Source organism: Streptomyces iconiensis, assembly GCF_028657195.3.
Lineage (GTDB): Bacteria > Actinomycetota > Actinomycetes > Streptomycetales > Streptomycetaceae > Streptomyces > Streptomyces iconiensis.
This window is the reverse complement of sequence record NZ_JANCPR020000011.1, coordinates 173833-192525: the sequence shown is the minus strand read 5'-3', so window position 1 is coordinate 192525 and position 18693 is coordinate 173833. Positions and strand designations below refer to the sequence as shown.

Sequence of the window (18693 nt, the reverse complement as noted above, 5' to 3'; positions counted from 1 at the left end):
CGGGCGCACGGGGCCGCACGGAGGACCGGCGCCGCCATGGGCGAGGGCGCCATGGGTGAGGGGCAGCCGCCGGGTGACGTCCCCACAGGTTCCCGGTCGGCCCGGCGGGGCACCACGGGACGCATGGACCACGAAGCGGCACCCGTACTGGAGGCACTCGCCAGCTATCAGAAGGCGGGCGAGCTGCCGTTCAGCCCGCCGGGACACAAGCAGGCCAGGGGCGCCGACCCGCGTGTGCGCGCCGTGCTGGGCGACTCCGTCTTCCACGGCGACGTACTGGCCTCGGGCGGGCTCGACGACCGGCGTACCCGCAGCGCCGTACTGGAGCGCGCCGAGCGGCTGATGGCCGACGCCGTCCACGCCGAGCACACGTTCTTCTCCACCTGCGGCAGTTCACTGTCCGTGAAGGCGGCCATGCTCGCCGTCGCGGGCCCGCACGAGAAACTGCTGGTGGGGCGGGACGCGCACAAGTCCGTCGTCTCGGGTCTCGTGCTCTCCGGCATCGAGCCCGTGTGGGTCGAGCCCCAGTGGGACGACGAGCGCCAGCTCGCGCACGCGCCGTCCGTCGCCTCCTTCGAGGCGGCCTTCGCCGCGCATCCCGACGCGCGCGGAGCCCTCGTCACCAGCCCCACCCCGTACGGCAGCTGCGCCGACCTCGCCGGTATCGCGCAGGTGTGCCACGCGCAGGGCCGCCCCCTCGTCGTGGACGAGGCATGGGGCGCCCACCTGCCCTTCCACCCCGACCTGCCGGCATGGGCCATGGACGCGGGCGCCGACGTGTGTGTCACCAGCATCCACAAGATGGGCAGCGGCCTGGAACAGGGATCCGTCTTCCACCTCCAGGGCCCGCACATCGAGCCCGCCGTTCTCGCCTCCCGCGCCGACCTGCTGGGAACGACCAGTCCCAGCGTGCTCCTGTACGCGGGCATGGACGGCTGGCGCCGGCAGATGGTGCAGCAGGGGCGTCAACTGCTCGCCGACGCACTGGAGTTGGCCGACGCGACGCGGGAGCTTCTGGAGCGCGTCGACGGGGTGCACGTCAACGACGCCGCCGACTTCACGGGCCCCCACCGGGGCGCCGACCTCGACCCGCTGCCCGTCGTGCTCGACCTGTCGGAGCTGCCCGTCACCGGCTACCAGGCGGCGGACTGGCTGCGCGAGCACCACAGTATCGATGTGCACGTCAGCGACCACCGCAGGATCAACGCCCAGCTCACGCACGCCGACAACGCCGCCACGACAGGAGCGCTCGTGGCGGCCGTACGGCAGTTGTCGGCGAGGGCGGGGGAGTTCACCGCCGCGCCGACCATCTCCCTGAGCGCGTCGTCGGCGCTGCGCATGGAGCAGGCCGTGCTGCCGCGCGACGCGTACTTCGGTGCCGTCGAGGACGTACCGCTCGCGGAGGCCGAGGGCCGTGTCGTCGCCGAGATGATCACCCCGTACCCGCCCGGCATCCCCGCCGCGCTCCCCGGGGAACGGCTGACCCGGGCCGTGCTGCGCTATCTGGAGACCGGCGTCGAGGCGGGCATGAACCTCCCCGACGCGGCCTCGCCCAGGCTGCGGACCGTACGCGTGCTCGCCGGGCGTGACGAGCGCGCGCTCACCGGAGGGAGCGAGCCGGAGAAGGGGGACGGCAACGGGGGGAGGGGCGCGCACGCTCCTGGCGGCTCAAGGAGGGACCGATGACCCGCGCGGCACTCTTCGACGTCGACGGCACCCTGGTCGACACCAACTACCTGCACGCCGCCACCTGGTGGGAGGCGCTCAGGCAGGCGGGCCACCGCGTACCGTGCCATGCCCTGCACGGGGCCATCGGGCTCGGTGGACGCGACCTGCTCGACCACGTGCTCGGCACCGGCGACAGGAACAGGGACAGGGACGCCGCCATCAGCGCGGCGCACAAGGCACTCTACGGAGCCTTCCACGAGCGCCTCACCGCGTTCGACAGGGCCGGCGACCTGCTGCGGGGCCTGGCGGACCGTGGCTGGCGCGTCGTGCTGGTGACCTCGGCCGGCGTCGGTGAACTCGGCGCGCTGCGCCGTGCGATCGGCGCCGACGACGTGCTCACCGAGATCGCGAGCGCCGACGACGTCAGCGAGGGCAAGCCGGCGCCCGAGCCGGTGGAGCAGGCCAGACGGGTCGCCGGAGCCTCGGCCGAGGAGACCGTGTTCGTCGGGGACTCCGTCTGGGACATGCGCGCCGCGGTCCGCGCGGGCGTGACTCCGCTCGCCGTGCTCTCGGGCGGAATCCCGCGCGCCGATCTGGAGCTGGCAGGGGCCCAGGAGGTCTACGCGGACCCCGCCGACCTTCTCGCCCGCCTCGACGGGAGCGCCTTCGCCCGCCTGGAGGGCAGCACGGCTCCGGACTGAGGCCGCCACCCCGACGGTGCCGGGCGGGCGCCCGACGGGGCGGGGGCGCCATCCCGACCGGGCGGGGCGGGCGCGCGGCAGCGCTCCCCGAGAGGCACCCGGGCCGCGCGTGTCCCACCCTGGTCAGGGGTACCCGTACACGCCCCGGAAGCGGAACCGGAAGCGAAGGAGGCGACCATGGCGGAAGACGACAGCGCACGCGAAGCGCGCGAGGACGTCGCCGGAAGCGATGTGCGGCAGCCCGAGATCGCCGAGGGCCCGGTGGAGGGCCTGGAGCCGGGCGAACGCGTGGAACGGGGCCCCTGGACCCCGCCCCTCGCGGAGGACGCGCCGCCGGGCAGGGCGGCGGACGCGCGCGCCGAGGACGAGGACGCCGTGGGCCCCGACCGCAGCTCCGTCGAGGAGGAGACGGCCACACCGCCGCCCGACCCCGGCGCCAACCCCGAGGACGAGGGCATCCCCGACCTCCAGGACGGCACCCCCGAGCAGCAGTGGGCCAGCGATCCCCAGCAGCAGCCCGTGCCCGGCGACAGCCCCACGGCCGTGACGCGCGCCGCGCCCACCCCCAACGAGATGCGCGAGGGCGAGTCCATGGACGAGCGGCTGGCGCAGGAGGAGCCCGAGCCCGAAACCGTCTCGGGAGAGCCCAGCGCGGCGTCGGGGCGGCTGGCCACGGAGCCCGAGCCGGCGCCGCCCCGCCGTCAGGACATCCACAGCCGCGAGACCGGCGGCAACGGGCTCTCGGGCGAGGAGGAGGCCGTCAGGACCGTGGACGAGGACGAGGTGTGAGGCGCCGGCTCCCCGGCGGTCACCCCTCGTCCCGGTGCGCGGTGTCCCGGTGCGCGGCGTCGCGGTGCGCGGCGTCCCGCCGCACGGCGTCGCGGTGCACGCGGAAGCGCAGGGCGAAGTGGTCGAGCGTGGCGGGTACGGGTACCGAGGGGTTCAGCCCCGGATGTGAGGCCAGCGTGTAGGTGTGCGCTTCCAGCAGGGTGGCGAGCAGGGTGCTGACGGTGAGCAGGACGAGGTTCTCGCCGGGGCACCCCGCCGGGCCCGAACTGAACGGCAGCAGCGCCGGGTTGGCGCGGGCCGCCCACTCCGAGGCGCCGGTCCACAGGCCCGGTGTGAAGGTGTCGCCGTACGGCTCAGCCGGCTCGCCCCGGTGCAGGTACGGGGTGTGGAGCACGAAGACCGTTCCCGCCGGCAGCGTGCCGTCGCGCCAGACCGTCTCCTCCGTGCTCTCGCGCAGGATGAGCGGCGTGGTCGGCCACAGCCGTACCGCCTCCAGCGCGCAGCCGCGCAGGTACGGCAGTTCCCTGGGGCCCTCCAGAGCGGTCTCCGCCGCCTCGGCGCGGGCCGTCGCCGCCTGAGCGGGGTGGGTGGCCAGCAGCGCGAGCGCGCGCATCGTGGCCATGCCGGCCGCGTCGTAGGCGAACAGCCAGTGCGGGATCTGCCCGGCCGGATCGGCACCCGGGGCCGCCGGGGTCGCCGCGACCAGCGCGGCGAGGCTGTGGGCAGCGCCGCCCGTACCTGACCGCTCGCCCGTACCTGACCGCTCGGCCTCGGCGGCCTGGTCCACGTAGCTACGCACCCGCCGCAGGAACGTGGCGCGCAGGTCCCTCCTGCGGGGGCCCACCAGCGACCAGTTGGCTGCCGAACGCAGCTGCTGGAGCTGCTCCGTCAGCGTCCGGTCGTCCCGCGCCGCGTCGCCCAGGACCAGGCGCCGCACGGTGCGCCACCACGAGTCCTGGAACGCGTCCCAGGTGAGCAGCCCGGAACGCTCGGCCTCGCCCAGCAGCCGCGCCGCCTCGTCGCGCACGGTCGCCGTCAGCCGCTCGGCCGTACGGTGCACGGGCTGCGGGGTGTCCAGCACCTCCTCGACGAACCTCCTGCGCGCCGCGCGCTCCTGGCCGCCGGAGACCAGCACACCGTGCGGCTGGAACTGCGCCAGTGCCCCGCGCTTCTCCCACGTGGCAGGGGTGAAGGTCTCCGGAGTCCCGGAGAGCACCCGGTGCGCGTCCTCCGGCTCCAGCACGAGCGCGTAGGTGCGCCCGCGCGCGCTGAAGCGCAGCGGGTCGGGCCCGTACCGCTCGCGCAGCCCCCGTACACGTTCGATGCCGCGCCGGTCCCAGCCCGTCTTCTCGACCGCGCGCATGGCCAGTGGCCGCCGTACGATCACGCCGCCCGCCAGCACAGGCAGCAGCACGTCGCCCACCACGGCGGCGGCGTCCCGCGCACTCGCCGGTGGCAGTTCCCCCGGTTCCTTCCACTTCGGTTCCGTGGTCCGCGCCGGCTGTGTGGTCACCGTGCTTCACCTGTCCTCACCGGTTGCCGTTCCCGTTCTCTCCGGCCGCGTGACGCGTGCCGACCAGAAGAGGTTCGCGGTACCCGCGCCCGGCCCCGTGAAACGACGCGCCGTTTGGCACGGGGGACGGTGCTGGCCGTCGCGCTCGCCGGCACGGCCGTGCGTGCCAGGACAGGGGGCCGCGCCCAGAAGTGGTCGGTGCCGCTGCGCCGCCTGCACTCGGGACACCTCGGCGACCACGTGGCCTGCGCGCTCGTCGGCATCACGCTCTTCGCCGCCCTGCTGTGGTGAGCCCCGCCGGGTCCCCGCCACCCGCTCGCTCCGTCGCATGACCGCCAACCGGGGGGCGGCGTGACCCGCCGGGCAGGAGCGAAGGTCCGCTTCCCCGGCCGCGCAGTCCGGTATCAACCCAGGCATGGAACACCACAACAAAGCCGTCGCCCGCCGCTTCCTGGAAGAGACGGAGGAGCGGAACCGCGAGCCCGCCTACGCCGACCTGTGCACCCCGGACTACGTTGAGCACGACCCGGTCATGCCACGGGAGTCGGTGGGCAGGAACGAGGCCGCGCAGGTGTACGGGGAACTGCTCGCGGCCTTCGAACTCAGGCACACGGCGGAGAGCGTGGTGGCCGAAGGCGACCTGGTGTGCGCGCGGTTCACGGTGCGCGGACGGCACGTCGGTGAGTACCACGGATTCCCTCCGAGCGGCAGGACCTTCGAGGGGGTGCCCGGCCAGGTCACCCTGAGGTTTCAGGAGGGCAGGATCGCGGAGGCATGGTTCAACTGGTACCTGCGGGGTCTGCTGGAACAGCTCGGCGCTCCCCCGGGTTCTACTCTGTGACACCCGCGGCTGCGCTGCGACGCCGTCCCGCTGTGCGCCGGGGCGCCCGACACCCGCCAGGTGCCGGGCGACGGGTTGGGCACGGGACGGGTAACAAGTCGAACGACAGGCGAGCGCCCCGGCCGGATGTGTGGTCCCGGTGCGGGGCAAGTGCGCGGTCCGTACGCTGCGTCGGGTGATCTTCCCTGCCGGGGCGTGGGGGTGGCGCAGGGGGAGCTGAGGAGTAGCAGGTGGAGTTCCGTGTGCTCGGGCCGCTGGAGGCGCGGGGGGCGCGAGGTGAGCAACTGCCGGTCAGCGCACCGATGTTGCGTGCGCTGCTGGCCGCACTCGTGCTGCGTGCCGGGCGCGTCGTGCCGGTGGAGGAGCTGACACGGCAGCTGTGGGGCGAGGACCACCCCCTCTCCGTGCCCAGGACGCTGCGCAACTACGTGATGCGGCTGCGCAAGGCCGTCGGCGAGGAACGCATCCTCACCACGGCGGGCGGCTACCAACTGGAGGCCGACTGGCACGAGACGGACCTCGGCCGCTTCCACGACCTCCTGCGCCGCTCACGCAGGAACACCGTTCCGCCGGAGGAGGCCGCCGAACTCCTCGACCAGGCGCTCGCCCTGTGGCGCGGCACGCCGCTCGGCGGAGTCGGCGACTGTCCTCTGCGTACGGCCGAGCTGCCCCGGCTGGAGGAGATGCGCCTGGCGGCCGTCGAGGAACGGTTCGCGCTGCGGCTCGGACTGGGCCACCACGAGGCGCTCACCGAAGAACTCGTCGCCGCCGTACGCCAGCACCCGTTGCGCGAGCGGCTCGTCTCCCACCTCATGCTCGCCCTCTACCGCAACAGACGCACCGCCGAGGCGCTCGCGGTCTACCGCGAGGCACGCCGCACCCTCGTACGGGAACTGGGCATCGAGCCGGGCCGTGAACTCCGCGCGCTCGAACGCGCGATCCTGCGGGGCGACAGGGAACTGGAGACCCCCACCCTCCCCGTCTCCCGCGTCCCCGTACCCGCACAGCGCGCCCCCGCGCCCCCGGCGCCCTCGTCGGCCGACGAGGGGGGAGCCCCCACGGCGCCCTCGCCATCCGACGCCGGGGGAGCCGAGCCACCGCCGCGGTTCCCCGCCGGCCAGCCCACGTTCGTCGCGCGGAGCGTGGAGAGCGCGCGGCTGCGCGAACTGCTCACCGGCGCTGTCGCGGCCCCCGCCGTCTGTCTGCTCGACGGGCCGGGCGGCGCCGGCAAGTCGGCGCTCGCCGTGCGCGTGGCGCACGAGGTGGCGGACCAGTTCCCCGACGGGCTGCTCCACGTGGACCTGCGCGGCGCCGACCCGCACAGCCCGCCCCTGGACCACACACAGGCCGTACGTGCACTGCTGCCGGCGCTCGGTGTCGCCCGCGAGTCGGTACCGGGGGACCAGGAGGCGGCCCTCGCCCTCTACCACAGCGCCCTCGCAGGGCGCCGCGTCCTTCTCCTGCTCGACAACGCCCACGACGCCGCGCAGGTCGCGTCCCTCGTGCCCGTGCACGCGGGCGCGGCCTGCCTTGTCACCAGCCGCTCGCTGCTGACCGGGCCGAGCGGGGCCCACCATCTGCACATCGACGTGCTCGACGGCGCGGACGCTGTCGAGCTGGTACGCACGGTCTCGGGCCGCAGGCCCGGCGCGGGAGACGAGCCGGGCGCCTGGGAGGAACTGGCCGCGCTGTGCGGCCGGTTGCCGCTCGCGCTGGACATCATCGCCCTGCGCATGGCGTCCCGGCCGCGCTGGAGCCTTCAGGACTGGATCGACACGCTGCGGGACGAGCGGGGGCGGCTCGACCAGCTCGTCGTCGCCGACCGCGACGTACGCGCCAGCCTGCTCACGGGCGTCGGCCGGCTCCGCGACAGCGCCGACCCCGTCGACCGCGAGGCAGCCGCGCTCTTCCCCTTCCTCGGTGCGGCGCATGTGCGCTGCCACAGCGTCTCCGCCGTCGCCGCGCTCGCGGGAAGCGAACCGGACGCTGTGCGAGCCGCGTTGGAGCGGCTGGCCGACGCGCGCGTCCTCGCCAGCCCGCGACCCGGCCTGTACACCCTGCACGACCTGGTGCGCGCCGTGGCCTCCGGCGAAGCGGACCGGCTGCCTGAGCCCGTCACCCGTGCGGCACTCGCACGGCTCGCCCACTGGTACGCCGGCGCCCTGCACCGGCTCAACCTCCCCCTCCGACTCACCGTCCGGCACACACGCCGCCACCGCGAGGGCGCCGAACTCTTCCCGTACGGCCCCGAGTTCACCACCCCGCACGAGGCGCTGACCTGGGCCGACGATGCGGTCACCGATGTGCTGGCGCTGGCACGACAGCTCGCGGCGCCCGCGTACGACACCGTGGGGGCCCACGGCGCCGTGCCGGAACGGGGCGCGGGCGATGATGCCGAGTCGGGACCGGGGGCGGGTGATGATGCCGGTACGGGACCGGGGGCGGGTGACGCTGCCGGGTCGGGGCCGGGGGCAGGCGATGGTGCCGGTACGGGGCCGGAGGCGGGCGATGACATCGGTACGGGCGCAGGCGACGAACTCCGTCGTACGCACGTGGGCGACGAGGCGGGTACGCGGCACGTAGGACACGGGCCCGGTCCGCGTGCAGGCCACGAGCCCCGTACGTACGTGGGCGGCGGGCGCGGCTCGTACGCGGGCCGCGGGGGTGGTTCGCCGTTCGCGCGCGGGCAGTTGTCCAGCTTCGCGCTGGAGGCGCTGACCGCGCTCGACGGCTACCTCGCGCTCCGGCTGGACAGGTCCGGCCGTCACACGCTGTGCGAGCTGGCCTGGTCCGTCGCCGAGCGCTGCGAGGACCGGCACGCCATGGCCACCGTTCTCGCGCGACTGGGCAGGGCGGAGGCGCTGGCCGGCGACAGCGACGAGGGCGTGAGCCGACTCCGGCGCGGCATCGGCCTGTTCCGCGCGGTGGGCGCCGACGAGGACGCCGCCGTGGCGATGAGCGACCTGGTGCCCTGCCTCGTCTCCCAGGGGGAGTTCGCCGAGGCGGTACGGGTGGGCGAGGCCGCGCTCACCGAAGCGGAGCGCGAAGGACTGCCGGATGTGGCCTCGTCCGTCCGCTCCCACCTCGCCGGATGCCACCTCCACCTCGGTGACCGCCACCGGGCACTGCGGCTGCTCGGCGAGAACTACGAGAGAGCCGACACCCCGGCACTCCGGGCCTCGGCCGCCGGCGCGCTGGCCGAACTCCACCTCCAGGCAGGGGAGTTCACGGAGGCGGCACACTGGGCACGTACCGGAATCGGGCACTCGGCCGAGCTGTCGGGCGCGTATTCCGACAGGCTCTCCGGCGAGGCCCCCGCTTCTGCCGTGGACCCGGCCGTGGACCCCGACCCCTCCACCGCGGCCGAACAGCACATCGTGCTCGCCACGGCCCTCGAAGCCCTCGGCAGGAGCGAGGAGGCCCAGGCGGCCGAGAGCCATGCGCTCACCCTTCTCGACGGCCTCGAAGCCCGCGAATGCGCGGCTCCACCCGGCCCGTGACCCGTGACCCGTGCCCGTGATCCCGAGGGAGTTTCCATGTCCGAACGTCCCGAACCCGCCGAGCAACCCGAACCCCCCGCCGAACGTCCCGAACCGGCCCAGCAGTCCGAACCGGCCCAGCAATCCGAACCAGCTGAACGACCGGACCACACCCTGCAGTCCGGCTCCGCCGAAGGATCCGGCACCGGGGACCCCGCGAGGACACGACCGCCCGGCACTCCGCTGTGGCGGCACGCGCGGGTCCTCGCCTCCTCCGTGACCGTCATGGTGGCGCTGTACCTCCTGCTCGTCGCCTTCGACAACATCACCAACCCGGGCAGCAACTGGGAGTTCGTCAAGGGTGTGCTCTCCGGCGACGGAACCCCGGACGACGACGGCTTCGAGTGGCGCGAGATCCACGCCACCTGGGTGGGCGTCATCGCCTACGTCCTGATCATCGCGGGCGAGACCGTCTCCGGGGCGCTGCTCCTGTACGGAGGCGTCAGGGGCATGCTGCGCCGCCGCGACCACGCCTCCTGGGAAGCGGTCCAGGCACCCGTGTTCGCCGGAACCCTCGTCGGACTGCTCGTCTTCTTCCTCGGGTTCATGGTCATCGGCGGCAACTGGTTCGTGATGTACCTCAACGACAAGTGGAACGGCATGGATCCGGCCTTCCAGAACACCGTCATGCTCCTGTTCACCCTCACCCTGACCCTCGCAACCGCCGTCGGAGGCCGCGTGGCGGGCGAGCGCGAGCGCACCGGCTGACCTGCGAGCCCACGGCCCGCACGACGATGGCGACGCCGCGCCCCCTACCGTCCGTCCGCGCGCTGTGCGCGAGCTGAACGGGCGGTAGGGGGCGCGGACTTGACGTGTGCGCGCGGCACTGAAACCACCGTGAAACCGCGCTGAATGCGCCTTGCCGCAATCTCTGCGGCATGACGACAACGACACCGCACTCACCCGCCATCGTGGCCAACGGGCTGCGCAAGGCGTACGGGGACAAGCTCGTGCTCGATGGCATCGACGTGTCGGTGCCGGCCGGCACCATCTTCTCCCTGCTCGGCCCGAACGGCGCCGGTAAGACCACCGCCGTGAAGATCCTCTCCACCCTCATCTCTGCCGACGGTGGTGAGCTGCGGGTGGGTGGGCATGACGTGGCAGTCGATCCGCAGGCGGTACGCGCCGCGATCGGCGTCACCGGACAGTTCTCCGCCGTCGACGGACTCATCACCGGCGAGGAGAACATGCTCCTGATGGCCGACCTGCACCACCTGTCCAAGCGGGAGGGGCGCCGGGTCGCGGCCCAACTCCTGGAACGCTTCGACCTGGTGGACGCCGCCAGGAAGCCCGCCCAGAGCTACTCCGGCGGCATGAAACGCCGCCTCGACCTGGCCATGACGCTGGTCGGCAACCCGCGGATCATCTTCCTCGACGAACCCACCACCGGACTCGACCCCCGCTCCCGCCACAACATGTGGGGCATCATCCGCGAACTCGTCTCCGACGGCGTCACCGTCTTCCTCACCACCCAATACCTGGAAGAAGCCGACGAACTCGCCCACCACATCGCCGTCCTCAACGACGGGAAGATCGCCGCAGAGGGCACCGCCGACGAGCTGAAGCGGCTCATCCCCGGCGGGCATGTGCGGCTGCGCTTCTCCGACCCCGCCGCGTACCGGACCGCCGCCGAGGCGCTGCGTGAGGCCAGTACGGATGACGAGGCGCTGTCGCTGCGGATTCCCAGCGACGGCAGCCAGCGCGAACTGCGCGCCGTCCTCGACTGGCTGGACACCGCCGGCATCGAGGCGGACGAGCTGACTGTGCACACCCCCGACCTCGACGACGTCTTCTTCGCCCTCACCAGCGGCAGCGGCCGGCCCACGACCCACCGATCCAACCGGCCCAACCAGTCCAACCAGCCCCACCAGTCCAAGGAGAACGTCCGATGAGCGGCGCCCTTTCCCTCGCCCTGCGCGACTCGAACACGATGCTGCGCCGCAACCTCCTGCACGCCCGGCGCTACCCCTCCCTCACCCTGAACCTGCTGCTCACACCCGTCATCCTGCTGCTGCTCTTCGTCTACGTCTTCGGCGACGTGATGAGCGCGGGCATCGGCGGCGGCGGAGCCGATCGCTCCGACTACATCGCCTACATCGTCCCCGGCATCCTGATGATGACCATCGGTGGCACCGTGGTCGGCGCTGCGGTGTCGGTCTCCATGGATATGACCGAGGGGGTCATCGCGCGCTTCCGTACGATGGCGATCCACCGCGGCTCCGTGATCATCGGGCATGTCGTCGGCAGTGTGCTCCAGTCGCTCGCCTCCGTGCTCCTCGTCGGGGCCGTCGCGGTGGCCATCGGCTTCCGGTCGACCGACGCCACGGCGCTGGAGTGGCTGGCAGCGTTCGGGCTGGTGGGACTGGTCGCTCTGGCGCTCACCTGGATCGCGGTCGGCATGGGACTGGCCAGCCCCAACGCGGAGGCGGCGAGCAACAACGCGCTGCCGCTGATCCTCCTGCCGCTCATCTCCAGCGCCTTCGTTCCGATCGACGCGATGCCGGGCTGGTTCCAGCCCGTCGCCGAGTACCAGCCCTTCACCCCGGCCATCGAGACCCTGCGCGGACTGCTGCTCGGAACCGAGATCGGCAACAACGGCTGGGTCGCCCTCGCCTGGTGCCTCGGACTGAGCGTGCTCGGCTACCGCTGGTCGACGGCGTTGTTCAACCGCGACCCGAAGTAACCGACATGAGTGCGCGGGCGGCCTCCCGCAACTCCTGCCCCTCCAGCGCCGCGTACTCCGCCACCGCGTCGGCGTACGCGGCGCCGGCAGCGTTCCCTGCGGCCTCGACCGCCTGCCGGGCGCGGGCCGCCGACATCGTCGGCTCGAACTCACGCTTCACCCGCAGCCGTTCGGCCAGCGCGATCATCCGTGCGCCGGAGGTGTCGCCGGACGCGAGCCCCGCCATGCCGAGCGCGTGCAGTACGGTCCCGAACACGGGGAGTTCCACGGGTGAGTGCGACGGGCGGGAGAGCAGCGTCCGCAGCCGCTGCCGCAGCCGGTCGAGCGGCCCCGCGACCAGCTCAAGACGGCCGGCGTGCGCGTGCGCCGTCACCGCGGCCGACTGGACCTGCAGTCCCCACGGATCGAGCCAGGGGTCGTCGCCGCTGTACGCCGAGGCGGTCCCGGGCGTCCGCTCCGCGACGCTGCGCCACAAGCCGAGCCCGACCTCCGTCAGTCCCCGCACGAGCGCGATCTCGGCGCGTGCGCCGATCTCGGGGTTGTAGAAGGCGTCCTCGTGCGGGGCGTTGTCGCTCTCCGCCTGCCGCAGCCAGTACTCGGCCTCGTCGGGGTCGCCGCGCTGCAGGCAGGCGAGGACGAGGCCCGAGCGGATGCCGATGTAGTCGTGCCCGTCGCCGAGCCGCGGCAGCACCGTGAGCGCCGTGACGAGGTGCCCGTACGCCTCCTCACCCCGCCCCATGCGCAAGCACAGCTCACTCAGCCGGGAGTACCCCGTGAGCTGCACGGACGGGTTGTCGACCGGAGCCATGCCCGCGATCATCCGGCGAGCCGAGGCGAGTGCGCTGTCGAGGTCGTGCTCGTACTCCCAGACATAGGTGGCGACGCCCTCGGCGATGCACGCGACCAGCGGCTGTTCGCTCCCGCACAGCTGGTGCAGCACTTCGTAGTCGGGCGGCACCATCTCGGGAACGGCGCTCAGCACCGCGGCGATGGCGCGCAGCAGCGTGTCCGGCGGGGCCGGAGGCAGCCGCCGGAGGGTGACGAGGTGGCGTACGGCGCGTGGTCCGTGGCCCATGAGCAGGCTCGCCGTGCACACCACCGCGGCGGCGCGGGCGACTTCGACGTACGCGGGCTCGGGGTAGTAGTGCGACAGCGCCGGGCCCGTGTCAGCGGCGAGGGCGGCGAGGCGGGGGAAGTTGGAGTCCGTGGACCACAGAGCGGAGAGGGTGGCGGTGAGCGCCGCGACGGTGGGACCGTCCGAACGCGCCAGGGCGTGCCGCAGGGCCAGTGTGAGGTTGTCCTGCTCGGTCTTGACCCGCTCCCATGTGGCCGGCCGGTCCGTACCGAGGAGCATGTCGTGGTGCGCGACCCCGAAGTCCCGCGCCCAGGCGAGAAACCGGCCGACGGCCTCCTCGTCCTCGCCCGCCTCGGCGCGCAGGGCCGCGCTGAACTCCCGTACGGTCTCCAGCATCCGGAACCTGCCGCACGCTCCCTGCCGGTCCTCCGGCCGTCGGCCGGGTGACGCATCCGGGCCAGGGGAGGCCCCGGGCACCGCCGGGGCGTCGGTGAACGTGAGCAGCGACTGTTCGGTCAACTGCTCCAGCACAGACAGCGCGTCCTGGCCCAGCACGTGCTCGGCCGCTTCACCGGAGAAGCCACCGGGGAAGACGGACAGGGTGCGCAGCGCCGCCCTGGCGTCAGGAGCGAGCAGGTTCCAGCTCCACTCCACGACCGCGTGCAGCGTGCGGTGGCGCTCCGGCACGTCCCGCGCTCCGCCGCGCAGCAGCGCGAACCGGTCGCCGAGCCGGCGGGCGATCTCCTGCACGGACATCACCCGCACCCGCGCGGCGGCCAACTCCACGGCGAGCGGCAGCCCGTCGAGGTGACGGCACAGCTCTGTCACCGCGTCCTGCGGCAGCTCCACACCGGTCCTGGCAGCCCTGGCCCGCTGTGTGAACAGCTCGACCGAGGTGTCGAGGCCCAGCTCAGGCAGCGCGTACACCGCCTCGGACGTGAGGTCCAGCGGGGCCCGGCTGGTGGCGAGCACCCGCAGGTCCTTCGAGGCGGAGACCAGAGCGTGTACGAGATCGGCTGCGCCCCGGATGACCTGCTCGCAGTTGTCGAGGACCAGCAGCGCGGGCCCTGGGCCGAGCACGCCGAGGATCCCGGTCACCGGGTCGACCGGGGTCGGGCCGCTTCCCGGGCTGTGCCGCGCCTCGCCGGCGCCCAGCGCCGAGGCGACCTCTGCCGCCACGTCCTCGTCAGCCGTGACACCGGCGAGCGGCACGAAGTGCACCACGCGCTGCCCGGCCCGGCGGCTGACGGCGTGCGCCAGCCGGGTCTTGCCGAGGCCGCCGGGACCGACGACGGTGACGGCGCGTGAGGCGGACAGCAGCCGCTCCACCGCCGCGATGTCCTCGTCCCGCCCCAGCAGCGGGTTCGGCTCGTGCGGCACGCCGTGCCTGACGACGGGTGCCTCGCCGTGCAGCAACTCACGCTGTACGGCCTTGAGTGCGGTACCCGGGTCGGTGCCGAGTGTCTCGCGCAGCTCACGGCGGTACGCCTCGTAGCGCGTCAGCGCGGCGGAAGGGCCGACCGTCGCCGCCTCGCAGCGCAGCAGTTCGGCGAGCACCTCCTCGTCGCGCTGATGCTCCGCCGCCAGCACGGCCAGCGGCCCTGCCGCCTCCCCGTACCGCCCCAGCCGGGCGAGCGCGAGCGCCTGCGCGCGTACGAGCGTGCCGCGTACGGGGGCGCGCTCGGCGCGCAACGCGGCCACGGGGTCGCCGGATTCGCAGGCCCCACCGTCAGGAGCGCCCTCCCACAGCGCGAGCCCGGCCTCGGCAGCCGCGAGCGATCCCGCGTGGTCCCCCGCCCTGGCCCGGTCAGCGCTTGCGGCGGCGTGCAGCAGCAGCGCCGAGCTGTCGACCTGGTCCTCGGCGAGGGCGAGCCGGTACCCGGTCGGCGTGCTGGCGAGGACATCGGCACCCAGTTGCGCCCGCGCCCTGGACACGAGAACCTGCACCGCCTTTCCCGGCCGCTCGGGCAACTCGTCGGGCCACAGCCCTTCCACGAGCCGCTCGGTGCTGCGGCCGGCCCGCAAGTCACCGGCGAGCAGCGCGAGGAGGCCGCGGAGCCGGGGTGCGGTGACCTCTTGCCCGCGATAGGCGACGCGCGGCAGCAGGGTCAGGTCGGTGGTCATCCGTGCAGATTAGCCAAGGCGCCGTGTACCTCGAACTCCTGCCTGGTGGCGGCCGTCACGGCCCCTCGGCGGCGACACGGTCTCCCGCACACGTGCCGCCGTCCCACCCCCGGCCCCGCACCCCTCACACGGAGTCGGCCAGTCACACGGAGTCGGCCAGCGCGCGCAGACCCGCCGAGAAGATGTCGTCCCGGAAGGTCTTGGTCAGTTCGTCGGCGTCGGCGGGGTCGCAGTCGAAGGTGACCGACCAGCTGACGAACGCCTCGTCCGTGGTGGTGAGCGGCAGCACCCGCATGGTGGCCAGGTAGGAATGCACGGGGAACGGGGAGCTGACGATGGCGTAGGTCAGGGCCCGTGTGTGGTCGTCCAGCGCCACGAGGGACTCCACCACGGTTCCGCCGTCGGCCATGAGCAGAGTGCGTACGCAACCGACGCGGTCGGGTGCCTCCCCTTCGGGCAGGTCGCAGCGGACGACGGGCGGTAGCCATGTGTCCAGGCCGCCGAAATCGCGGACGACGCGCCACACGGTGTCGGCGTCGGCCGGAACGACGGCGCTGGCGAATGCCTCGGGCATCAGGTCCTCCGGTGGTGAGGGGGAGTAAGGCGTCACAGCGGCAGGGCAGGCAGATCTTTCCCTTCGCCGCCCTCGCCATTGTCGTCGCCGTCCGCGCCATGACGAGGGCAGCCCCGCCCTCGGGCGGACGGCGGACGGTGGCCGGACACCGGCGTGGCCGACGTACTGGACCACTGCGCCCCGGAGGGGACCGGCTGCGTCCCCTGGGCGAGGCGGAGCTCGACGAGTTCACCGACGCGGCCCGATCAAGCGGTTGACGCGGCCCGATTCAGCAGGTCAGTAGTACTGGACGAGGCAGAAGGCGTGCTCCTCGGGGTCGGTCATGACGACGACAACGCCCTCGTCGTAGTCGTGCCGTTCGCCGGTGAACCGGCCACCGAGCGCTGTGACATGGGCGATGCCCTGGTCGATGTCGTCGACCGCCACATCGAGGTGCAGGCGCACCTTGCCGCGGTTCGGCTCGGTCACCGGCTGGAAGACGAGGCGTGGCTGCGGGTCGTCGAGATGGCCGAGGTAGACCCAGCCGGGACTGGAAGGCCCTCGCGGGCGGTCCAGCAGTACGCTCCAGAAGTCCGCGACCCGCTCCACGTCGACGCAGTCGACGGTCACTCCGACCCAGCGGTTGGCCATGGCTCAGCCCTCCCGCCGCGTCGCGCGGATCCGCTGTCCGGCGAGCTGTCTCGCCGCGAGCGCGGGTGTGGTCCGCCGGGTCCTGGCCGTGTGGAAGACCTGGCGGAGGGTGGCCGCGATGCCGTCGATGCGCTCGGTCAGCTGTTCCTCGGATTCCTGGCGCAGTTCGACACCTGTGGCGTGGATGACTCCTCCGGAGCTGACGAGGACATCGGGTGCCCAGAGGATGCCCCGTGCCGCGAGGAGGCGGCCGGTGGCCGGTTCGTCGAGCTGGTTGTTGGCCGGGCCCGCGATGGCGGCGCACCGCAGCAGCGGCACCGTGCGGGCGGTCAACAGGCCGCCGAGCGCGGCCGGTACCAGGATGTCGACCTCCGCGGAGAGCACGTCGTCCGGGCGCACCCAGGTCGCGTCCAGCTCGTCGGCCAGGCCGCGGGTGGCCGGGTCGACGTCGGTCACCACGAGCCGCGCGCCCGCCTGTGCCAGCAGCCGGGCCACATGGGCGCCGACAGCGCCGAGGCCGATCACCCCGAAGGTCAGGCCGGCGAGTCGGGGTGAGCCGTAGGTCTCCTTGGCCACGGCGCCCAGCGCCGCGAGGGTGCCGCGCGCCGTGTGGAGGGAGGAGTCGCCGCTGCCGCCGTCCTCGACCGGCCGGCAGGAGACATGTGTGGTGCGCTCGCCGATCACGGCCATGTCGGGCGGGCCGCTGCCCACGTCGGGCCCCGTGATGTAGCGGCCACCGAGCGCTTCGACGATGTCGCCGAGGTCGTGGAGCAGCGCCGTACGCCCGGTGCCGGACGGGCGGTCGGGGCTCGGCAGCGCGACGACCGCCTTCCCGCCGCCGTGGTCCAGGCTGGCCAGCGCGTTCTTCTCGGTCATCGCAACCGCCAGCCGCCGCGCGTCGGCGACCGCTGCGGCCGGGTCGGGGTAGTGAGCGATCCGGCACCCGCCCGCGGCGGGTCCCAGAGCGGTCGAGTGGATCGCGACGCTGATCGGGAGGCCGCTGCGGCGGCCTCGTACGATCTGCACCAACTCGGGGGAGGAATCAGGGGTGTTGAGGGCCAGGGCTTGTTCCAGTGTTGCGGTCATGGCGCTGAAGCTAGCCGCTCGGGCGAGGCTCCCGGCCCTCGCCCGAACAGAATTCGGTACGGCGGCCATACTCGCCGTATGGACGAACTTGATTCGGCGATCGTCCGGCATCTGCAGCGCGATGCGCGGCAGACCAACCGCGATCTGGCCCGCACCCTCGGCGTCGCCCCTTCGACCTGCCTCGAACGCATCCGCGCGCTGCGCGCTCGCGGGGTCATTACCGGCTACCACGCCGCGGTCGACCCCGCGGCCCTGAACCGGCACGTCCAGGTGCTCGTCCACTTCCAGATCCGGCCCCTCAGCCGGGCGGTCATCGAGGCGTTCAAGACCTATGCCGCCGGACTGCCCGAGGTGAACGCGGTCTATGTCGTCACCGGCGGCGACGACATGATCGTGCACGTCTCCGTGCCCAGCGTCGACTACCTCCACGGCTTCCTGATGGACAAGTTCACCGAGCGCCGTGAAGTCGTGGGTTTCCGCGCCTCCGTGATCTACCAGCACACCCACAAACAGGTGCTGGAACCCCTCACACCATGACCCGGCAGGCGCACGCCGCCGCGGTCGTCGGCGGGGTCGAGCGCGGTGCGGATACGTCCGGGACCGGCCCGCGCTGGGATTCCGGCGTATCCGGAAGCGCGTTGCTTCTCAGAGCGTGCGAAGGAAAACGAGCGCGTATGGACTTCATTCGATCGTTCTAGGTGCCATAACCCAACGAATGTCCTTTGATTTCAGTCGAGTTCCGGCATGGCTGAATCTACTGGTCTCTTCGTTCCCCCGAGCTTGTATGTATTGAGCTGCGCCTGTCACGCGTCGAGGTCATGGGGCGAGGGGGAACGAGCGTGATCCGGGTACTTCTGGTGCACGATGTGCGGATTCTCAGGTACGCCCTGGCCGCACTGGTCGACAGGGCGCACGACATGGCCATAGAAGTGGCGCCCTGGCGGGAGGCGCTACATCTGGCCTCGTCGTCCGGTACGGACGTCTGTGTCGTCGACGCTGATCACGCGGGCAGGACACCGCTGCGCGAGCTGGCGGGCCCTTCGGTGCGTGGTACCTCGTTGCGGCTGCTCGTGCTGGTCAGCCAGAACAGCCCGGGCGCGCTGCGGCGGGCCCTGGACGCGGGGGCCAGGGGATTCGTCTGCAAGGACGCCCTGCCCGAACTGCTGCTGACCGGTATCCGCAGGGTCGCGGAGGGAGAGCGCTTTGTCGACAACGCGCTCGCGAGTACGCTGCTCAAGGCGTCCGAAGTGCCGTTGAGCGAGCGGGAGTTGGGTGTACTTTCAGCGGTGGCCGAGGGCGCCTCGGTCGCGGAGATCGCCCGCAGGCTGGGCCTGTCGGCCGGAACGGTGCGCAACTACATGTCCGCCATCACCCGCAAGACAGGCGCCCGCAACCGCGTGGATGCCATACGCATCTCCCAGGGCGCCGGATGGCTGTGAGCGGTACGTGCGCGACCGGCGCGTCCGGCGG

The 18693-nt window shown here is 72.9% G+C and carries 16 protein-coding genes; 11 read left to right on the top strand and 5 right to left on the bottom strand.

Translation table 11 applies throughout. The features are described from left to right. The first annotated feature begins 123 nt into the window (after positions 1-123). The 3 genes from NMN56_RS13850 (at position 124) to NMN56_RS13840 (ending at position 3158) form a co-directional block, all read left to right on the top strand. On the top strand, positions 124-1686 hold the full coding sequence (locus NMN56_RS13850) for an aminotransferase class I/II-fold pyridoxal phosphate-dependent enzyme (RefSeq protein ID WP_274041541.1): 1563 nt from the start codon (positions 124-126) through the stop codon (positions 1684-1686). Then, on the top strand, positions 1683-2369 hold the full coding sequence (locus NMN56_RS13845) for an HAD family hydrolase (RefSeq protein ID WP_274041222.1): 687 nt from the start codon (positions 1683-1685) through the stop codon (positions 2367-2369). Before NMN56_RS13850 ends, NMN56_RS13845 begins: the two co-directional genes overlap by 4 nt. A 177-nt stretch (positions 2370-2546) precedes the next feature. Continuing rightward, complete coding sequence (locus tag NMN56_RS13840; RefSeq protein WP_274041221.1) at positions 2547-3158, top strand: hypothetical protein; 612 nt, start codon at positions 2547-2549, stop codon at positions 3156-3158. 19 nt (positions 3159-3177) lie between these two features. Here NMN56_RS13840 and NMN56_RS13835 read toward each other — a convergent pair whose 3' ends face one another. After that, positions 3178-4671 carry a cytochrome P450 gene (locus NMN56_RS13835; protein WP_274041220.1) on the bottom strand — a complete coding sequence of 498 codons (1494 nt, stop codon included), beginning with the start codon at positions 4669-4671 and terminating at the stop codon, positions 3178-3180. Between the two features lie 114 nt (positions 4672-4785). On the opposite strand from NMN56_RS13835, the gene NMN56_RS13830 reads away from it, so the two are divergent. The 6 genes from NMN56_RS13830 (at position 4786) to NMN56_RS13805 (ending at position 11734) form a co-directional block, all read left to right on the top strand. After that, positions 4786-4962 (top strand): hypothetical protein, encoded by a 177-nt coding sequence (locus tag NMN56_RS13830; protein WP_274041219.1) that lies wholly within the window; start codon positions 4786-4788, stop codon positions 4960-4962. Positions 4963-5086: 124 nt separating this feature from the next. Continuing rightward, positions 5087-5512, top strand: coding sequence for an ester cyclase (locus NMN56_RS13825; protein ID WP_274041218.1), 426 nt, complete (start codon positions 5087-5089; stop codon positions 5510-5512). Between the two features lie 230 nt (positions 5513-5742). After that, the gene (locus tag NMN56_RS13820) at positions 5743-9012 is read left to right on the top strand and encodes an AfsR/SARP family transcriptional regulator (protein ID WP_274041217.1); all 3270 of its coding nucleotides are present in this window, start codon (positions 5743-5745) and stop codon (positions 9010-9012) included. Positions 9013-9048: 36 nt separating this feature from the next. Beyond that, positions 9049-9759 (top strand): DUF2165 domain-containing protein, encoded by a 711-nt coding sequence (locus tag NMN56_RS13815; RefSeq protein ID WP_274041216.1) that lies wholly within the window; start codon positions 9049-9051, stop codon positions 9757-9759. A 170-nt stretch (positions 9760-9929) separates the two neighbouring features. After that, a complete protein-coding gene (locus tag NMN56_RS13810; RefSeq protein WP_274041215.1) occupies positions 9930-10943 on the top strand; it encodes an ATP-binding cassette domain-containing protein in 1014 nt (337 codons plus the stop codon). Continuing rightward, on the top strand, positions 10940-11734 hold the full coding sequence (locus NMN56_RS13805; protein ID WP_274041214.1) for an ABC transporter permease: 795 nt from the start codon (positions 10940-10942) through the stop codon (positions 11732-11734). Before NMN56_RS13810 ends, NMN56_RS13805 begins: the two co-directional genes overlap by 4 nt. Here NMN56_RS13805 and NMN56_RS13800 read toward each other — a convergent pair. The 4 genes from NMN56_RS13800 to NMN56_RS13785 all read right to left on the bottom strand — a co-directional run bounded on the left by NMN56_RS13800 (position 11715) and on the right by NMN56_RS13785 (position 17223). Then, positions 11715-14933 carry an ATP-binding protein gene (locus NMN56_RS13800; RefSeq protein ID WP_274041213.1) on the bottom strand — a complete coding sequence of 1073 codons (3219 nt, stop codon included), beginning with the start codon at positions 14931-14933 and terminating at the stop codon, positions 11715-11717. The genes NMN56_RS13805 and NMN56_RS13800 overlap by 20 nt on opposite strands. Before the next feature lie 142 nt (positions 14934-15075). Next, positions 15076-15543, bottom strand: a complete 468-nt coding sequence (locus NMN56_RS13795) for an SRPBCC family protein (RefSeq protein ID WP_280842687.1) — start codon at positions 15541-15543, stop codon at positions 15076-15078. A 240-nt stretch (positions 15544-15783) separates the two neighbouring features. Continuing rightward, on the bottom strand, positions 15784-16137 hold the full coding sequence (locus NMN56_RS13790; protein ID WP_274041211.1) for a VOC family protein: 354 nt from the start codon (positions 16135-16137) through the stop codon (positions 15784-15786). A gap of 3 nt (positions 16138-16140) precedes the next feature. Next, complete coding sequence (locus NMN56_RS13785) at positions 16141-17223, bottom strand: Glu/Leu/Phe/Val dehydrogenase family protein (protein ID WP_274041210.1); 1083 nt, start codon at positions 17221-17223, stop codon at positions 16141-16143. 78 nt (positions 17224-17301) lie between these two features. Here NMN56_RS13785 and NMN56_RS13780 point away from each other — a divergent pair, with 78 nt between their 5' ends. Together NMN56_RS13780 and NMN56_RS13775 are read left to right on the top strand one after the other, a co-directional pair. Beyond that, positions 17302-17760 (top strand): Lrp/AsnC family transcriptional regulator, encoded by a 459-nt coding sequence (locus NMN56_RS13780; RefSeq protein WP_274041209.1) that lies wholly within the window; start codon positions 17302-17304, stop codon positions 17758-17760. A 302-nt stretch (positions 17761-18062) separates the two neighbouring features. Beyond that, the gene (locus tag NMN56_RS13775) at positions 18063-18662 is read left to right on the top strand and encodes a LuxR C-terminal-related transcriptional regulator (protein WP_274041208.1); all 600 of its coding nucleotides are present in this window, start codon (positions 18063-18065) and stop codon (positions 18660-18662) included. The last annotated feature ends 31 nt before the right edge of the window (positions 18663-18693 follow it).